Source organism: Actinokineospora baliensis, assembly GCF_016907695.1.
In the GTDB taxonomy this organism is placed as follows: Bacteria; Actinomycetota; Actinomycetes; order Mycobacteriales; family Pseudonocardiaceae; genus Actinokineospora; species Actinokineospora baliensis.
In genome coordinates, this window is record NZ_JAFBCK010000001.1 from 4,249,340 (window position 1) to 4,265,253 (window position 15,914).

9 protein-coding genes are annotated in these 15,914 nt (G+C 70.2%); 6 read left to right on the forward strand and 3 right to left on the reverse strand.

The window, feature by feature from the left end; all coding sequences use genetic code 11:
* Positions 1-345 precede the first annotated feature (345 nt).
* Positions 346-663 (forward strand): hypothetical protein, encoded by a 318-nt coding sequence (locus JOD54_RS19620; protein ID WP_204451925.1) that lies wholly within the window; start codon positions 346-348, stop codon positions 661-663.
* A gap of 40 nt (positions 664-703) precedes the next feature.
* On the opposite strand, the gene JOD54_RS19625 is transcribed toward JOD54_RS19620, so the two are convergent.
* The 3 genes from JOD54_RS19625 to JOD54_RS19635 all read right to left on the reverse strand — a co-directional run bounded on the left by JOD54_RS19625 (position 704) and on the right by JOD54_RS19635 (position 7,175).
* Positions 704-3,064: an ATP-binding SpoIIE family protein phosphatase gene (locus JOD54_RS19625; RefSeq protein WP_307860176.1), complete on the reverse strand. Its 2,361-nt coding sequence runs from the start codon at positions 3,062-3,064 to the stop codon at positions 704-706.
* Complete coding sequence (locus JOD54_RS19630; protein WP_204451926.1) at positions 3,061-3,396, reverse strand: STAS domain-containing protein; 336 nt, start codon at positions 3,394-3,396, stop codon at positions 3,061-3,063. Before JOD54_RS19630 ends, JOD54_RS19625 begins: the two co-directional genes overlap by 4 nt.
* A gap of 182 nt (positions 3,397-3,578) precedes the next feature.
* Positions 3,579-7,175, reverse strand: a complete 3,597-nt coding sequence (locus JOD54_RS19635; RefSeq protein WP_204451927.1) for a SpoIIE family protein phosphatase — start codon at positions 7,173-7,175, stop codon at positions 3,579-3,581.
* A gap of 147 nt (positions 7,176-7,322) precedes the next feature.
* Between JOD54_RS19635 and JOD54_RS19640 the strand changes: the two genes are divergently transcribed.
* The 5 genes from JOD54_RS19640 (at position 7,323) to JOD54_RS19660 (ending at position 15,912) form a co-directional block, all read left to right on the forward strand.
* Positions 7,323-7,781 (forward strand): ATP-binding protein, encoded by a 459-nt coding sequence (locus JOD54_RS19640; protein WP_204451928.1) that lies wholly within the window; start codon positions 7,323-7,325, stop codon positions 7,779-7,781.
* Between the two features lie 38 nt (positions 7,782-7,819).
* On the forward strand, positions 7,820-8,638 hold the full coding sequence (locus JOD54_RS19645; protein ID WP_204451929.1) for an oxidoreductase: 819 nt from the start codon (positions 7,820-7,822) through the stop codon (positions 8,636-8,638).
* A gap of 75 nt (positions 8,639-8,713) precedes the next feature.
* Positions 8,714-9,865, forward strand: a complete 1,152-nt coding sequence (locus JOD54_RS19650) for a class I SAM-dependent methyltransferase (RefSeq protein ID WP_204451930.1) — start codon at positions 8,714-8,716, stop codon at positions 9,863-9,865.
* 141 nt (positions 9,866-10,006) lie between these two features.
* Positions 10,007-14,785, forward strand: coding sequence for a hypothetical protein (locus tag JOD54_RS19655; RefSeq protein WP_204451931.1), 4,779 nt, complete (start codon positions 10,007-10,009; stop codon positions 14,783-14,785).
* Positions 14,782-15,912 carry an ATP-binding protein gene (locus JOD54_RS19660; protein ID WP_204451932.1) on the forward strand — a complete coding sequence of 377 codons (1,131 nt, stop codon included), beginning with the start codon at positions 14,782-14,784 and terminating at the stop codon, positions 15,910-15,912. Before JOD54_RS19655 ends, JOD54_RS19660 begins: the two co-directional genes overlap by 4 nt.
* Positions 15,913-15,914: the final 2 nt, after the last annotated feature.

Genomic DNA, 15,914 nt, shown 5'->3' on the forward strand with positions numbered 1-15,914 from the left:
CGTCCACTGACCGACATGCGAACGCCACCCGACGAACCACCCGGCCCGGCATCGGGGCGGAAGCCGTCCGAGTGTGTGACCCGCTGCTGGTCCATCCTGGCGGCAGTCAGCCACCCCGAGGCGCTGACGTTGACGGTGCTGGCCAAGCGGGCCTACTTGGCCGCGGATGACGTGAACAAACTCGACGTGCCCGTGGCGCGATCCGAAGACAGGAAGAAACACGCCACTCGATCAATTAGACCGCTAATGGAGTGCTCCCCGTTACTTGGGCGCCATCAACCGCGCACGGTGTGATCATCGCTGTCTCCGGCACCCGCTGCGGGCATCAACGACAGCGGGATCGTCGTGGGCAACGCCACGGTTGGCCCCAACCAGTTCCGCGCTGTGCGCTGGGATGCCCTGGGCGCGGCCTCCTACCTGGCCATCCAGTCGGATGCGATTGGCAGTGCCGCCTACGACCTCAACAACAACGGCGTTGTCGTCGGGTATGAGCGGGGATCGGGGTCGTTCTTCTCCCGCGCCGTGAAGTGGAACGCCACGGGCGCTGTTGTCTCGCTCCCGGTCCCGGCAGGGTCGTGGAGCAGCCAGGCGACCGCTGTCAGCAACAAGGGCACCATCAGCGGTGTGTCCCTGAACGACGCTGTGCGCTGGAACAAGCCCTGACGGAAGCCGTGGTGGCGGCACTAGTAGCCGCCACCACGGCCTAACGCTTGCGGGGGAGGATGATCTCCGCCCACACGACCTTGCCGTCGTGGGTTGTTCGGGTGCCCCAGCGGGAAGCGAAGGACTCCACGATGTGGAGGCCTCGGTGGTGCTCGTCCTCTAGGGCGGCGGGGAGGGTACGTGGGCGTGTGGGGCCGTAGTCGCTGACGTCGATGCCTAGGCGGGTTGAGTCGGCGTGGAGGCGGAGGACGGCGGGTTGGCCGGTGTGCATGATGGCGTTGGTGACCAGTTCGCTGGCGATGGTGACCGCGCGATCTGTCAACACACCCAGTCCCCACGCTTCCAGGTGCCTAGTGGTGAAATCCCGGGCCCGTGCCGCGGCGTCGGCGGCGGTCGTTAGGGCGAGCGTGGCGAAGTGGCGGTTGTTGCCCTCGTTGAGCACATAGAGCAAGGCCACGTCGTCCGTGTGGGCTCCGGCGGTCAGGTGCGTGATGAGCTCGTCCAAGGCGTTGTCGTCCGCGGGCAGTTCGCGAAGAGCGCTCGCAAGGGACTCGATGCCGTCGTTGAGATAGCCGTTCCTGGTCTCGACAAGTCCATCCGTATAGAGAGCAAGTCGTGCGCCTACAGGGAACTCGATCTGCTGCTGCGTGAAGGTCGTCCCAACACCGAGCGGCATCCCCATCATCTGCCCGATCAGCGAAGGTGTGCCGTCGGGCGAGATGTACACCGCGGGCAGATGACCGGCACTGGAGAACGTCAGGGTGTTGTCGGTGGGATCGTGCACCGCATAGAGGCACGTGATGAAGTCAGCGTCCGGTGTTGCCATCGCCAACTCAGAACTGTTGCGCAACACTTCGGAGGGCGGTAGGTCCAACAGCGCGTAAGAGCGCACCGCCGTCCGGATCTGGCCCATCACCGCTGCCGCTGACACGCCTCGACCCGCGACGTCGCCGATGACGAAAGCCGTGCGGCCGACCGGTAGTGACACCACGTCGAACCAGTCGCCGCCCACCTCGGCGCCGGTCGCGGCGGGCAGGTACCGCGACAGGACGCGCAGGCCCGGGGTCGGCGGGATCGTCGGCAGCATGCTGCGGGCCAACTCCGTCGCCATCGTCCGCTGCCTCGCGAACAGCCGCGCGTTGTCCAACGCGATCGCGCTGTAGCCCGCGATGCCTTCGGCCAACTGCTCGTGGCGCTCGGTGAACTGATCGGGTTCGGGGTGGCCGAAGAAGAAACCCCCCAGAACTTCACCGGAGGACGGGGACACCACCGGCACCGCGAGGTAGCTGCACACGGGCAGGTGCCCTCGCGGCATGCCGTGGTAGGGCGGGTTCTGCCCGTAGCGCTCGTCGATGGTGATGTTGGGGGAGCGGGTGGTGCCGGTTCCCACGAAGGTGGGGGCGAACACCTTGGTGTTGCGCGGCATGGGGAACTTCTCGAACGCCGACCTAGGCACGCCCGACAGCGTGAACAAGGTGTACGACTCGCCGTAAGAGTCGATCAGGTTGTAGAAGAACGCGCCGAACGCCGCCCCCGTGGCCTTGGTCGCCGCATCGGTCGCGTCTTGCACCATCGCATCGATGTCCAGCTGCGCTGTAAGACGCCTGCCCACGACCTGCAGTGAGTCGACCAGGTCGGCAGCGGCGCGCCACTGCTCGACGGCTTCCTCCAACGCGGTGGCCTGATCCCTAGAGGCCTTCTCCAGCACTGTTAGGTGCTGGCGCAGCGCATCACGCTCGGCAGGCAGACCCGCCCCGTGCGCCAGCAGGCCTACGCGCAGCCCGATCGCGACCGCCTTGAACTGCTCCGCGGTCCCGGCAGGCACTGGCACCCGCGAGTACAACACCGCCGCGAAAGGCGTACCCCCCGGCAGCACACCCCCGAACCCCAGCACCGAGGCGATGCCGTGCTCGGTCACCAGCGCCTGGTCCCGCAGGAAGCCACTACCCGCGGCGACCGGGACGTGGAACACGCCGTACCCGTCGCCGTCACCGCGCCCGTGGACCGTGTCGCCGGGGGAGAGGCCGAACTCGCGGGTCATCGCGGCCATGAACGGCATCGAGTCGAGTTCGTCGAGGCGCGGTAGCTCGCGCACCACCTCGGCCTCGGCGTAAGGCCCGACAGCCGCCTCTAACACCAGGTACCTGGCCGCGGCCGACACCCCCGGGTGCTCGAGCTCCGCGCCCGCACGGATGGTCAGCAGCCGGACCAGAGGCAGCACGGGGCCGTGCTCGTCGGTGAAGCAGTCGTGCAGCCGAGTCACCACCGCCCGCGCCGCCGCGCTGAAGTCGACCGCCAGTTCCGCCAGTCTGCGCAGGTCGGCGGCGGTGCGGACCATGTCGGAAAGCCCGAACCGGGTGATGTCGTAGGTCCGCGCGTCCGGCACCCGGTCCGGGCTCACGGCCGCGGGACATCGTCGGCGATGGTGAACAGCCGGTCGAGCGCGGTCGCCGAGATCGTCGCCGACACCTGGGGCCGCAGCCGGGCCAGGGTCAGCGCCCCGCCGCCCGCCACCGCGGCCTTGTGCAGCCTGACCAGGGCGCTGAGCCCGCTCGAATCGCAGAACGACAGCTCGCCCAGGTCCAGTACCACCGGCCGACCGCCGGCCACCACGGCCTCGGTCGCCCGCACCAGCTCCGGCGTCGTCCCGAAGTCCAGTTGCCCGACCACCGACACCACCACGGTGGCCGCCCGGTCGTCCACGGTGATCGTCAGCAGTGCCGGATCACTCACCCCAGGCTCCTTCCACCCGCTCGTCGGGTGCAGATCGTAGCCCGCGAGAACCCCCAGCACGCAGTGCGCGCGTATGTGACCTGGCTACCCGGGGTGAACCCCGTCGATGATGGCACTGACGGCGGTGTGCAAGGGCTGGGTCGCGCCTTTAGGAGTCGCGCCTAGGGAGTACAGCCCCCACGTCAGTGCTCCGCCCTATAGGCGACTACCGCCACGTCGTCGTCGTACCCCGATGCTGGGCGTAGGTCGTCGAATACGCGGTCGATTACGGTCGCCAGAGGGACGTTCGGGGCTGCTTGGCGCGACAAGCTGAACCGCAGTCGGTCGAGGCCCACGTCCCACGGCTCGTCCCGGCGCTCCACCAAGCCGTCGGTGTAGAGCAGGACTGTCGATCCTCGCGGTAGCTCGGTGAGTGCGTTTGTCCGGTTCGTGTTCGGCATTACCGCCAGCGGCAGGGAGCCTGCTGCGTCCAACACGTGGGTATCCCCATCGGTTGTCACCACGACTGGGGGCGGATGCCCTGCCCGGCTGTACCGAAGCGTGCCATTGGCCGGATCGACGATCCCGCAGAACACAGTCGTACAACTTGCCCCGGGCACATCTTCCGCGTAGGCGTCCAATTGGGACAACGCTTGCGCGGCGCTGTCTGCCTGCTGGAGCAATGCCCGACAAGCACTGCGGAGCTGACCCATCACTGCTGCCGCCGCCAGCCCGTTGCCCACGCAGTCACCTACGACGATCCCGATCCGCCCCTGTGGCAGTTGAACCACGTCGTACCAGTCGCCGCCGACCTCCAAGGGGAGCACCGCGGGCTCGTAGCGCACAGCCAGCCCTATAGGCAGGTCGGTTGGGCCCAAGAGGGCGTGTTGCAGGGTCAGCGCCACCCCGCGCGTCTCGTCGAAACTACGAGCCCGTGCCGTCGCCAGCGCCAAGTGCTGTGACATCAGTGCGAACAGGGACCGGTCCGCCGGGTCTGGTGCGGACTTCGGCCGTACGACCAACACAGCGTCCGCTGCGCCTAGGGCCGTGACCAGTGCCAGGCCCGTCTCATCGCGCAGCACCGCCACCGCGCCCGCACGGCGACGCATGGCATCCGCGATGGCCTGCCTCAGGTCGGGCGACCACTGCTCCCACCCCACCGCGGTCGGATGTGCCACCACGCGCGGGTCAGGCGACCCCGTCCGCCACAGCACCACCGCCGCCGACCACGCCCCGAACGCGTCAGCCAACGCGGGCAGGCCCGCCCCGAGCACACCGTCGACGTCAACCGCGGACGCCAGCGCCGCGGTGTAGCGGGCCAGGGTGGCTTCCCGGTCGGCTGCGGTGACCCGGGCCGTCACGTCGCGGATGGTGCCGACCGACATCCGCGCCGCCCCCGTGCGGTCCGGCAGGGTCGCCACCAGCGACGACACCCACACGCGGTGCCCGTCCCGGTGCCGGATCGGGTAGAGGAACTCGCCCTCGCCCTGCCGCAGGAACTGCGCGTGCACCCGCCCCTGCCGGTGGCGGTCCTCCCCCTCGGACAACCACGGATAGGGCCAGCGGAACGGCAGCCCGCTCACCGGGTAGCCGGTGATCTTCCCGAACGCGGCGTTCGCCTCGATCACCGTCCCCTCGGCATCGGCCAGGTAGAACCCCTCTTGCAGGGCCTCCACGAGCGTCTTGCGGAACCGTGCCGCGCGGGTCCGCAGCCGGGCCAGCTCAAGGGTGGATCGGACGCGTGCCACCAGTTCAGCGGGCGAGAACGGCTTGGGCAGGAAATCGTCGGCGCCCGCGTCCAGGGCCTCTATCGCGGCGTCTTCGCCTGCCCGTGTCGACAAGAACACAACGGGTAGCTCCGCGGTCGCCGGATCGGCGCGCAACGTGCGAACCAACTCGAAGCCGTCCATCCTCGGCATCATCACGTCGCTAAGAACCAGGTCAGGGGCCTCTTCGGCTATCCGGGCCAAGGCCGCCGTACCGTCCTCGGCTTGCGCAACGTGCCAGGTCGGGCTCAACAGGGCGGTGACGAACCGTCGCAGGTCCGGGTTGTCGTCGACGACCAGGACCGTCGGAGCGTCCTTCGGGGCCTGTGGCACCGGTTCGACAGCGGCGTCCGACCACCGCAGCGCTTCCGTCAGGTGAGCCGTCCGCCCGGCCGGGATCGATACCCCGGCCTCGGCAGCCACATCTCCATAGGGGATGCGAACGTGGAAGGCACTACCCACCCCCACGGCTGAGATGACGCTAGTGGAGCCACCGTGCAGCTGGGCGAGTTCGTCCACTAAGGCCAGCCCGATCCCAGCCCCCTCGAACGAACGCCCTCGCCTGTCGGTGACTCTATGGAACCGCGTGAACACCTGAGGCAGCTCTTCCGGTGGCAGCCCCACGCCCGAATCGCGAACCACTAGTTCAACGTCGTCGCCTAGGTCGACCAGTTCCACCTCTATATGCCCGGCGAAGGTGTACTTGACCGCGTTCGACAACAGGTTCAGCACGACCTTCTCCCACATGCCCCGGTCCACCGCGACCAACCGGGGCAATGCAGGGCATCTCAGGACCAGCGATAGGCCTGCCTTGCGCACAGCGGGCGCGAAGGACGTGGCCACCTCTTCCGTCAACGCCGACAGGTCGGTCCACCTGAGATCCGGGGTAAGAGCCCCCGCCTCCAACCGGGCCAGATCCAGGAGGTCCTCAACGAGCCTGCGCAACCGTTCCGCGTTGCGCAGGACCACCTCGGCCCGCTTCCGCTGCGTAGGCGCCAGAGGCGTCGCCTGGTCGGCCACCGCGTCCGCGGCTTCCCCCGCGATCAGCGTCAACGGTGTTCGGAACTCATGGCTGACATTGGCGAAGAAGTCCGACTTGATGCGGTCCAACTCCGCGAGGTCCGTGATCTGCCGCCGCTGGTCCTGGTACGCCCGCGCGTCCGACACCGCCGCCGAGATCTGCCCACCCACCAACACCAGGAAGTCGTGGTAGTCCTTGTCGAACTCCCGGTGCTCGGACACCCCCAGCACCAGCACACCGGGGGAGTCCCCGCCGCTGCCCGGCTGCAACGGCACCAGCAGTTCGCGGCTGCCCCGCCGCACCGACTCCCGTGCCTCCCACGCCGCCGCCACCGCGGCGCCCCGCTTCTGGTCCTGCGGGGCTTGCCCGCACTCGGCGGCCACGAGCAGCTCGCCGTCCGCCGAGACGAGGTGGAACCGGGTGTAGGCGATCTCGGCGGTGTGCTCGGCCAGCACCCGCGCCGCCGCCGAGCACACGGCCTCGACCGAGTTGTCGGCCGAGCGGGGCAGTCCACCCAGGTCGCGCAGCGCCGCGAGCCTGCGCGCGGCCACCACCCGCGACGTCGTGTCGGTCGTCGTGCTGAACACCCCGGCGATCCGCCCGTCGCCCTCGCGCACCGGGCTGTGCGAGTAGGTCCAGAACGTCTCCTCGGCGAACCCGCGCCGGTTCATCACCAGCCGGTGGTCGTCCACCCAGGTACCGGAACCGGTCCGCAGCACGTGGTCGATCTCCGGGCCGATGGTCGGCCAGACCTCGGCGAACACCGCCCGCCCCGACACCCCGAGGCCCCCGGGGTGCTTGGTGCCCGCCAGCGGCGCGAACGCGTCGTTGTAGAGCACCGTCAGCTCGTCGCCCCACCACAGCAGCATCGGGTGCCGCGACTCCAGCAGCAGGCCGACCGCCGTGCGCAGCGCCTCCGACCAGCCAGAACGCGGTCCCAGCGGCGTCGTCGACCAGTCGAAGGCCGCCACCAGCCCCGCCATCTCCCCGGCCACCGGCTCGTCGACGCGCACACCGGTGACCTTGCCCCATCACCGCGGTGGACGCGACCTCTTCCCCCGGTCCGCCCAGCCCGTCAGGATGAACCCGCGGTAACGGATACATTGCCGGAGGCGACTCGTTCGATGACGTGTGAATGGCGTGACCAAGGGGGTAGCACGGTGCCGACCGCTCCGGGCGCAGGCGAGGCGGGTGTGCCGACCGCCGTCTCGGCTGTGGCCTCGACCGAGGGCGACGTGCTCACCGTGCGCATGCCACCCCGGTTGGACCTCCTGGTCACCGTGCGCAACCACGTGCGCGGCTGGCTCGCCGACCACGGCGTCGTCCTCGAGACCGCCCGCAACATCGTCATGGCCACCGACGAGGCCATGACCAACGCCGTCCAGCACCGCGTGCGCGTGGACTCGGCCGAGGGCGCCGTGATGCTCACGGTCCAAGCGCACTCCACCGCCATCGTCGTCACCGTCGCCGACAACGGCCCTTGGCAGCTGCCCGTGCAGGGTCTCCCCATCGACGGCGGGTTCAACCTCCCGCTCCTACGCGTTCTGGCCGACGAGGTGCACCTGCGCCACCAGGACGGCAGGAGCACCCTTGTAGCGCACTTCCCGCACCGCGGCTGACCGCACGCGCGCGGCCCGCTCCGGGCATAGTTGGCGCCATGAGCGTGCTGCGAAGCGTCAAGAGGGTCGGATACGGGGCGATGCAACTGGCCGGGCCAGGCGTCTTCGGGCCGCCCGCCGACCCGGAGGGCGCCGTCGCCGTCCTGCGCCGCGCCGTCGAGCTCGGTGTCGACCACATCGACACCTCCGACTACTACGGCCCGTACGTCGTCAACGAGCTCATCGCCCACGCGCTCAAGCCCTACCCGGCCGACCTGGTGATCGTGACCAAGATCGGGGCGCGTCGCGACGACACCGGCAACTGGCTGCCCGCGCTGGCACCCGACGAACTCCGCTCCGCCGTCCACGACAACCTCACCCGCCTCGGTGTTGAGCGACTCGACGTGGTCAACCTGCGCGTGATGGACGAGTCACCGCTGGAGGAGTCGTTCGCCGTGCTCGCCGCGCTACGCGAAGAGGGCCTGGTCGGCGAACTGGGCGTCAGCAACGTGACGCTCGCCCAGTTGGAAAAGGCTCGTGAGGTGGCCCCGGTCTCTTGTGTCCAGAACCACTACAACATCACCGAGCGCGGCGACGACTCCTTGATCGAACGCACCAATGAGCTGGGCATCTCTTATGTGCCGTTCTTCCCCCTAGGCGGATTCCAACCGATCCAAGCCGACGTTCTGCACACCGTCGCTTCCCGCCACGGCGCCACCGACCGGCAGATCGCGCTCGCCTGGCTACTGGCTCGTTCACCGAACATCCTGCTCATCCCCGGCACGAAGACACCCGCGCACCTGGAACAGAACCTGGCCGTCGCCGACATCGCCCTCACCGCCGAGGACGTGGCCGAACTCGACGCCGTCGCGGGCTGATCCCGGGGGCGGGGCACCGGCGGTCGCGTCGTCACTTCGTGGTGATTTGTCGGCCCCCGCTGATATCCTGGGCCGGTGACGGGGCAGAAAGCCGACTGGGGCGCCTTCGGGCGGCGTTACCGGACGTTCTTCCGCAAGCGGGCCGAGGTGCCGTTCCGCGTCGAGCCCCCCACCGGGGACGGTCGCACCCTGGGCTCCGGCGACCCGGTGTTCACCCTGATCGCCAACAACAGCAAGGGCATGGCCGCGCTGAACTCCCTGGACCAGGTCCAGGTCGGCCTCGCCTACCTGGCGGGCCACCTCGAGATCGAGGGCGACTTCCTCGCCGCGATGTCGGTGCGCAAGTTCTTCGGGGACTTCCACCCGCTCTCCTACGCCAACCGGTTCCTGCCCGCGTTCGTGCGCGGCAAGACCGAGCACGACCGGCGGTCCATCACCGCGCACTACGACCGCGACCCCGAGTTCTTCCTGTCCTTCTTGGACGATCGGCACCGCTGCTACACGCAGGGCTCCTTCAAGTCCGACGACGAGCCGATCGAAGACGCCATGACCCGCAAGATGGACATGGCCATCGAGCAGTTGGGACTCAACCCGGGGGACAAGGTCCTCGAGGTCGGCGGCGGCTGGGGCGCGTTCGTCGAGTACGCGGGCCGCAAGGGCATCGAGGTCACCACGCTGACCCTGTCCGAACCGTCGGAGCTCTACCTCAAGGGGCTCATCGACCGCGAGGGCCTGCCGTGCCAGGTGCTGCGCCAGCACATCTACAAGTACTCGCCGGGCGTCAAGTACGACGCCGTGGTCAACATGGGTGTCACCGAGCACCTGCCTGACTACGCGACGTCATTGCGCAAGTACGAGGAGCTGCTCAAGCCCGGCGGCCGGGTCTACCTCGACGCGTTGGCGATGCGCGCCAAGCACCGCACGTCGACCTTCATGAGCCGCTACGTCTACCCGGGTGTGTCCAGCCCGCTGCTGCTGCACGACTACCTGCACCAGGTCGCGAAGTCGCCGTTCGACCTGACCTCGGTGGACGACGAGCGGCACAACTACTACCTCACCTGCAAGATCTGGGCCGAGAAGCTCGACCGCAACCGCGAGCACGTGATCGGCAACTGGGGCGAGCCGCTGTACCGGCACTTCCGGTTGTTCCTGTGGGGTTCGGCCGCGGGCTTCAACAGCGGTCTTGTGCAGGCGTACCGCTGGGCACTGGAGCTGCCCGCTCGCTGATCAGGTCCGGTCGCGACCGGACCTGTGGACAACCGCACCCGCACTGTCGGTGCCCACCGCTACTCTTTGGCGTGCGTGGGGGGCGTTCCTCCACTTCGGACCGAGTTGTGGAGGGTACGGGGCAGTGGGGGGAACAGTCGCATGAGCACGGACACCGCGCTGCTGGCCGCGGGGGCGGTCCTGCCGAGCGCGAGCGAGGGCGCCGATCGGGACGACCTGCTGGCCAGGAGCTACCGGCACCCCGCACTCGACGACCGCGTCGTCGTGCGGCTGGTGCCCGGCGTGCTGGCCGAGGCCGAGGACCTGACCGCGGACTACCTGGGGTTCGCCCCGCCGGAGAGCAGCACCCGGGTGGGCACGGCCCGGCGGGTCGCGCTCGGCTTCCCGGCGTGGGCGCTGGTGCACGACCCCGGCAACGCGCACCACGCGTTGGCCCTGGTCAAGGAGATCGAGCGGCTGGACAGGGTGGCCAAGTCCAAGGCCGGTGCCGCCAAGGACGGGTTCACCGACCTGGCCGCGATGCTCGGCCGATCGGCGCCGCACTTCCTGCCGACCTTCTTCGAGGAGGCGGCGCGGATCTTCTTGCGGCACGGCAACGCCAACTACGCGTCCACGATGTTCAGCAAGGCGCGCGAAGCCGAACAGGTCCACGACCTCGCGGTGGATCCAGACCGGGTCCGCGCGGTCTTCTTGGAGTTCGCCTTCGCAGGCGTGCTGCCCGCCAAGGCGTTGTCCGCGTACGCCAAGGAGCTCGCCCGCCGTTACCCGCCCGCGGAGGCGTACGAGCGGTTCCGCACCCTCTGCGTCGAACGCGTCAAGGGCGGGTTGCCGCCGCATGCCGGGATGCCGGAAGACCTCCGGCGCTTGGTCAAGGCGGCCGCGCTCGACCCCCGCGCCGAGGACGAGTCGGTGCTGCGCGCGATCCTGGACACCACGGCCGTGGCCCGCGCCGCCGCCGGGTTCTGGAAGTCCTATCGCGACGCACTGATCACGCTGACCAGGAACGACTCAGCGGTCCGGGATCGGTTGTTGGTGCTCGTGCCGCGTCGACACGGCACCTTCGACCCGTGGCTCGACATCGTCACCGCCGGTGGTGCCACCGCTGTGTTCACCGGCGCCGCGGATCCGGCGGCACCGATCAGCCCGGCGCGCTGGCTCAGCGAGGTCATCAGCGCCCGGTGGGCCGAGTGGCGGGCGCCGGAGCGCACCCCGGCCCTGCTCGACCTGGTCGAGGCGATGGCCGCGCGACTGGTCGCCGACGGGGAATCCGTCACCGTCGTCGCCCGCCGCGACGACGTCGAACTGGACCTGCTCGACCTGTTGATCGCCTGCGGGGTGCCGATCAACACCGGCGATCTCCCACTCGACATGAACGTCCGGGGGTGGTTGGTCGACACGACCCCGGGTCGACGTGACCTGGCCGCGGTGGCGGGCAGCGATCTCGCCGAGCGCCTGGGCACCGAGGTATTCGGGTACCTGCGGAACCACTCGCGTGGCGGCGTCACCGATGCGGCGGTGCTGCGCGGTGCTCTAGAGGTGCCGGGGCTGCGGGCGGCTCTCAAGGACTGGATCACCACCCGCGTCGTCAAACCCGGACACACAGTCCTCGCCATCGGTGCCACCGTGAGCGAGTTGGCCGTGCTGGGCGTCCCCGAGGCGTTCGCCGACGCCCCTGAGGCGGCGGACTCCCTGGCCGCGGTCGACGTCGAGAGCGCACTCCTGCACACGCTGCGGGCCGGGGTGTTCGACGAGCTCGGGTGGGAGGCGTTGGACCAGGCCGTCGTCAGCTTCCCGGTCACCCAGGACGGCAAGCGCGCGGTCGAGGTGATCGGCGAGGGGTGGCCCGCGGTCGTGCTGGGGCACGAGAGCCGCGTCGTCGTGGTCGGACCGGACGGTGTCCTGACCGAGCACCTGGCGCAGATCCCGGCTGCGGCACGGGCGACGTGGCACTCCTCGATCAAGGGGGCGTGGTTCGACAGCGCGCTCCTCACCTACTGGCTCGGGCCGGACAAGAACCTGGCCTACTGGAGTGACGACCCGCGTCGGCACTTCACCCCGGGAGAGCTGAGCGCGTGGGGTGGGCACACGATCGCCGCGTCGATCGCCCTGCCCGGCGGCGGGAGGTTCACCGGTCGACGAGCCGTCCACCCCGGCGACACGCACCTCTCCGACCCGCGGATGACCTTCGGCGACGGGACCACGGTGTGGTGCGCCCGGTGGAGCAACGGCTGGGAGTGGTTCCAGGTCGACCCGAACACCGGCACCGCCGGTCGGGCCAGCCTGCCCGCCTTCCTCGACGACTTCGCCGAGGCGGGCGCTCAACTGGATCTTCACCAGTGCGACCTCCGGCCGACGGCCCCGGGCACCGAGGCGAGTCCTCTGGGCGCCGCGGGCGGGCTGCACGGGTGGCGGTTGCGCCGGGAGGAGAACGGGTCCTGGACGGGGGAGGGCACCGACGGGCGACGCGTTAGCTCGGCTGTTGCCGTGAACGGGCTCCTGGAGGTGCCCGGCGGCAGGCTTGCCGTGGTGCGCAGTCATCGGCTCATGACGCTGCGCGACGCGGAAGACGTGGCGGTGGCCACGATCATCGACGGCGAGAACCACCCTGACTACGCCGCGGGCACGCCCCTGGTGGTGCCCTTCCTGTGGTGGCACCTCTTCCGCCCGCGTGACTTGGCGGGTTCGGCCGCGCTGCGTGCGGTGACCATCGATGCCGTGCGCGCAATGCTGGCCGCCGCGGCCGCCGAAGTCGGGACTGAGGCCGCGCCCGACAATCAGACTGCCTATTGCGACATCGTGGCGGGCAAACGCGATGCCGTCGCCATGGCCGTCCTCGCGGGCTTGCCCGGTCTCAGCCATCCTGGCCTCCTCGCGGGGGTTGTCGGTGTGGTCCGCGCCGCCGCTCGCCACCAGGTCGGGCTGCGCGCGTTCGGTGACCTCGCTGTCCAGGCCAGGGCGCTCGGGGACTGGTTGGGCGCGGCCGCTCCCGTGGTGACCGATGACGAGGTCAACACCGCGCTCAACTGGTTCGGTGACTTCCAGGGGGGACGCCAGACCGGGGCTGCGGCCACGCTGCCCGCCGTCATCGACGCCTTGCGCGCCGCCGCGGCCCAGCCCAGCCCGGTCGCTGCGGCCCTGCCCGAGTGCACGAGCACGGCGTGGCTCAGCTTCTTGCCGCACCTCGGTGCGCTGGCGCACCGGGCCGCCTCGCCGTTGACGCCGGAACCTGACCGGGCCGCGCTGGGGCACGTGCTGCGGTGGACGGCCGACAGCGGCATCCTCGACCGGCCCGGCCACTGGCGGACCCTGTCGATCAGGGTGCCGGTCCAGGAGACCATCACCCGCAACGCCGTGACACCGGTGCCCGGCGGGTTCCTCGACGTGGTCGACGGCGGCTGGTATGGCCGCCCGGCCACCGTCATCCAGTTCGCCGCCGTCCCTGGCGACTTCGCGATGCCCGCGACGTGGTCAGCCGAGCGCGAGTGGGTGTTGCCCGCGACCCCGGATCGCGGGTGGATCCACCGGTTCCTCGACACCCTCGCCGCTCGAGGGCCGTTGTCCTGGCGACCGGAGACCGCGGCGGAACTCGTCGAGGCGACCGGGATGGGCAGCGCGGAAGCGGCCTACCTGCTCGGGGGCATGCCGGGCGTCAGCACATGGGGCCGGACGTTCATCAGCACCCAGGACCGCACTCTGCTCGGCCTGTCCGCTCCCGCGGCGAACGCGGCGCGGGAGCGGATGCGGCGCCTCGACGAGGACGTCCGCGGTCGGTTGCTGGCCGCGTTGGTCCCCGCGGACCCCGAGGACCTGTGGACCGCCGGGCCGGATGTCGCGGCAGCGGCCCAGGTCTGGAACGAGGTGGTGGGTCGGTCGCGGCCCGTTGACGACGCCATCCTGGTCGACGCGGCCAAGCTGCTGGTGCAGGCTCCGGTCGAGCAGGTCGTCGGTTTGCTCAACCCGGCCGGTTCGAGTGCCCTCACCACCGACGCGGTGATGCGGCACGCGGGACGGCAGGTGGTCAGCCAGAACCCGGACGGCTTCGGCGTCAACGACTTCGACGCGGTACCCCGCGTGCTGCAGTGGCTGGCGCAACGCCTCCCGGCCGGGTCGCCGCACCGGGCCACCCTGCCCGAGGCGCTGGCGTTGGCCAAGCAGCGGGCGAGCCACCCGGACTTCGGGATCGCCCTCGGCGGCGCGGTCGACGAGGCCGACCTGCGCGGCCTGCTGGGTGCTGACCTGCCGCCACCCGGGGAAACCGGCAGGATCCGCGACTGGCTGGGCGTGTACGTCTCGGAGCGCTCCCACCACTACCTCGCACTGTGGCCCGGCCGCCTCAGCCCACAAGATCGGGATCAGTTGGTGGCGGTGGTCGAGATGACCGGTTCCCGTGAGGTCCTCGCGGCCTGGGACCTGCTCGGCAGCGAGGGGTTGACGGCGGCCTGCGCCGTACCACCGACGGGTGGCCCCGATTCCCACTTCCAGGACCCCGGCTTCTCGGTGCCGCACCTGGTGGACGAGGTCGCGGGCAAGCACGGCCTGGAGCCGGACGCGGCCACCGTCTACTTGCAACTGTTGGCCTTGCCGGACCCGACGGACGCCAACGTGGCGCGCTGGACCGGGTGGAAGCCCGCCCGCTTGCGCGCCGCGCGGACGGCGCTCGCCGAGACCGACCTGGTCCTCACCGCCAAACGAGCTCGCGCGGGGCGGTCGCTGTTCCTGCCCGGCGGGTGGCTCGCACTGCCCACACCCCACGTGCCCCTGGAGACCTGGAAAGCCCCCATGTTCGGCTTCACTGACATCCCCACCCGGGTGATCGCCGCGAGAGAACCGATCGCCGACCTCTTCGCCCGCGCCTGGCGCCGCGTGCTCGACGGTGACGCGCCCGCCTACGAGGAACTCCGGACTGGACGGCGCCGATGAGCAGGCAAGTCGATCCCGCCGAAGACGCCTACCGCGACGAGTTGGCGTTCCTCGCCGCCTACGACGACGGCCGCAAACCGCCGGGCTGGCGGCTCACACCCCGTGCCGCGGTCACCTTCATCATGGGCAGCGACCCGCTGACCCTGCCCACCCCCGTGGCCGGTCTCCCCGCGCGGTTGGCGATCAGCCAGAAGTTCGTCGGGGAACGTGCGCTCGTGGAACGCGCCGTGATCACACTGGCAGGCGAGCGGGGCCTGTTGCTGGTCGGCGAGCCCGGTACGGCCAAGTCGATGCTGTCGGAACTGTTGGCGGCGGCCGTGTCCGGCACGAGTCAGCTGGTGGTGCAGGGGACGGCTGGCACCACGGAGGACCAGCTCCGCTACGGCTGGAACTACGCGCTGCTCCTCGCCGAGGGGCCGAGTCCGCGGGCGCTGGTCCCGTCCCCGGTCCTCACCGCGATGCGCGACGGTGGCGTCGTGCGCGTCGAGGAGATCACCCGGTGCTTGCCGGAGGTCCAAGACGCGCTGGTGTCGATCCTGTCGGACCGGCGCATCGCCGTGCCGGAGCTGTCCGGCACGGACGACGCGACCGTGCACGCGGCTCCCGGCTTCACGGTCATCGCGACGGCGAACCTGCGCGACCGGGGCGTGTCCGAGATGTCCGCGGCGCTCAAGCGCCGGTTCAACTTCGAGGCCGTGGGCCCCATCGGCGACCTCGGAGCCGAGATCGCGCTGGTGCGCAGGCAGGCCACCGCCGCGCTCGACCGGGTCAACGCGACCTTCGCGATCGACGACGTCGTGCTCGAGGCGTTGGTGACCGCGTTCCGGGACCTGCGCGCGGGCACCTCGGTCGAGGGGTGGGCCGTGGAGCGGCCCAGCACGGTCATGAGCACCGCCGAAGCCGTCTCCGTCGCGACGTCCCTCGGTCTGGCCAACGCCTACTTCTCCAGCGACCGCGACCCGCTGTCGCTGCTGCCCGGTCACCTGCTCGGGGTCGTTCGCAAGGACGATCCCGCCGACGCGGCCCGGCTCCTGGCCTACTGGGACGGCGCGGTCCGCCGCCGCGCCGAGTCCGGCACGCACACCTGGCGCCGCCTCTGGGACTTGCGTGATGTCCTCGACCAGTGATG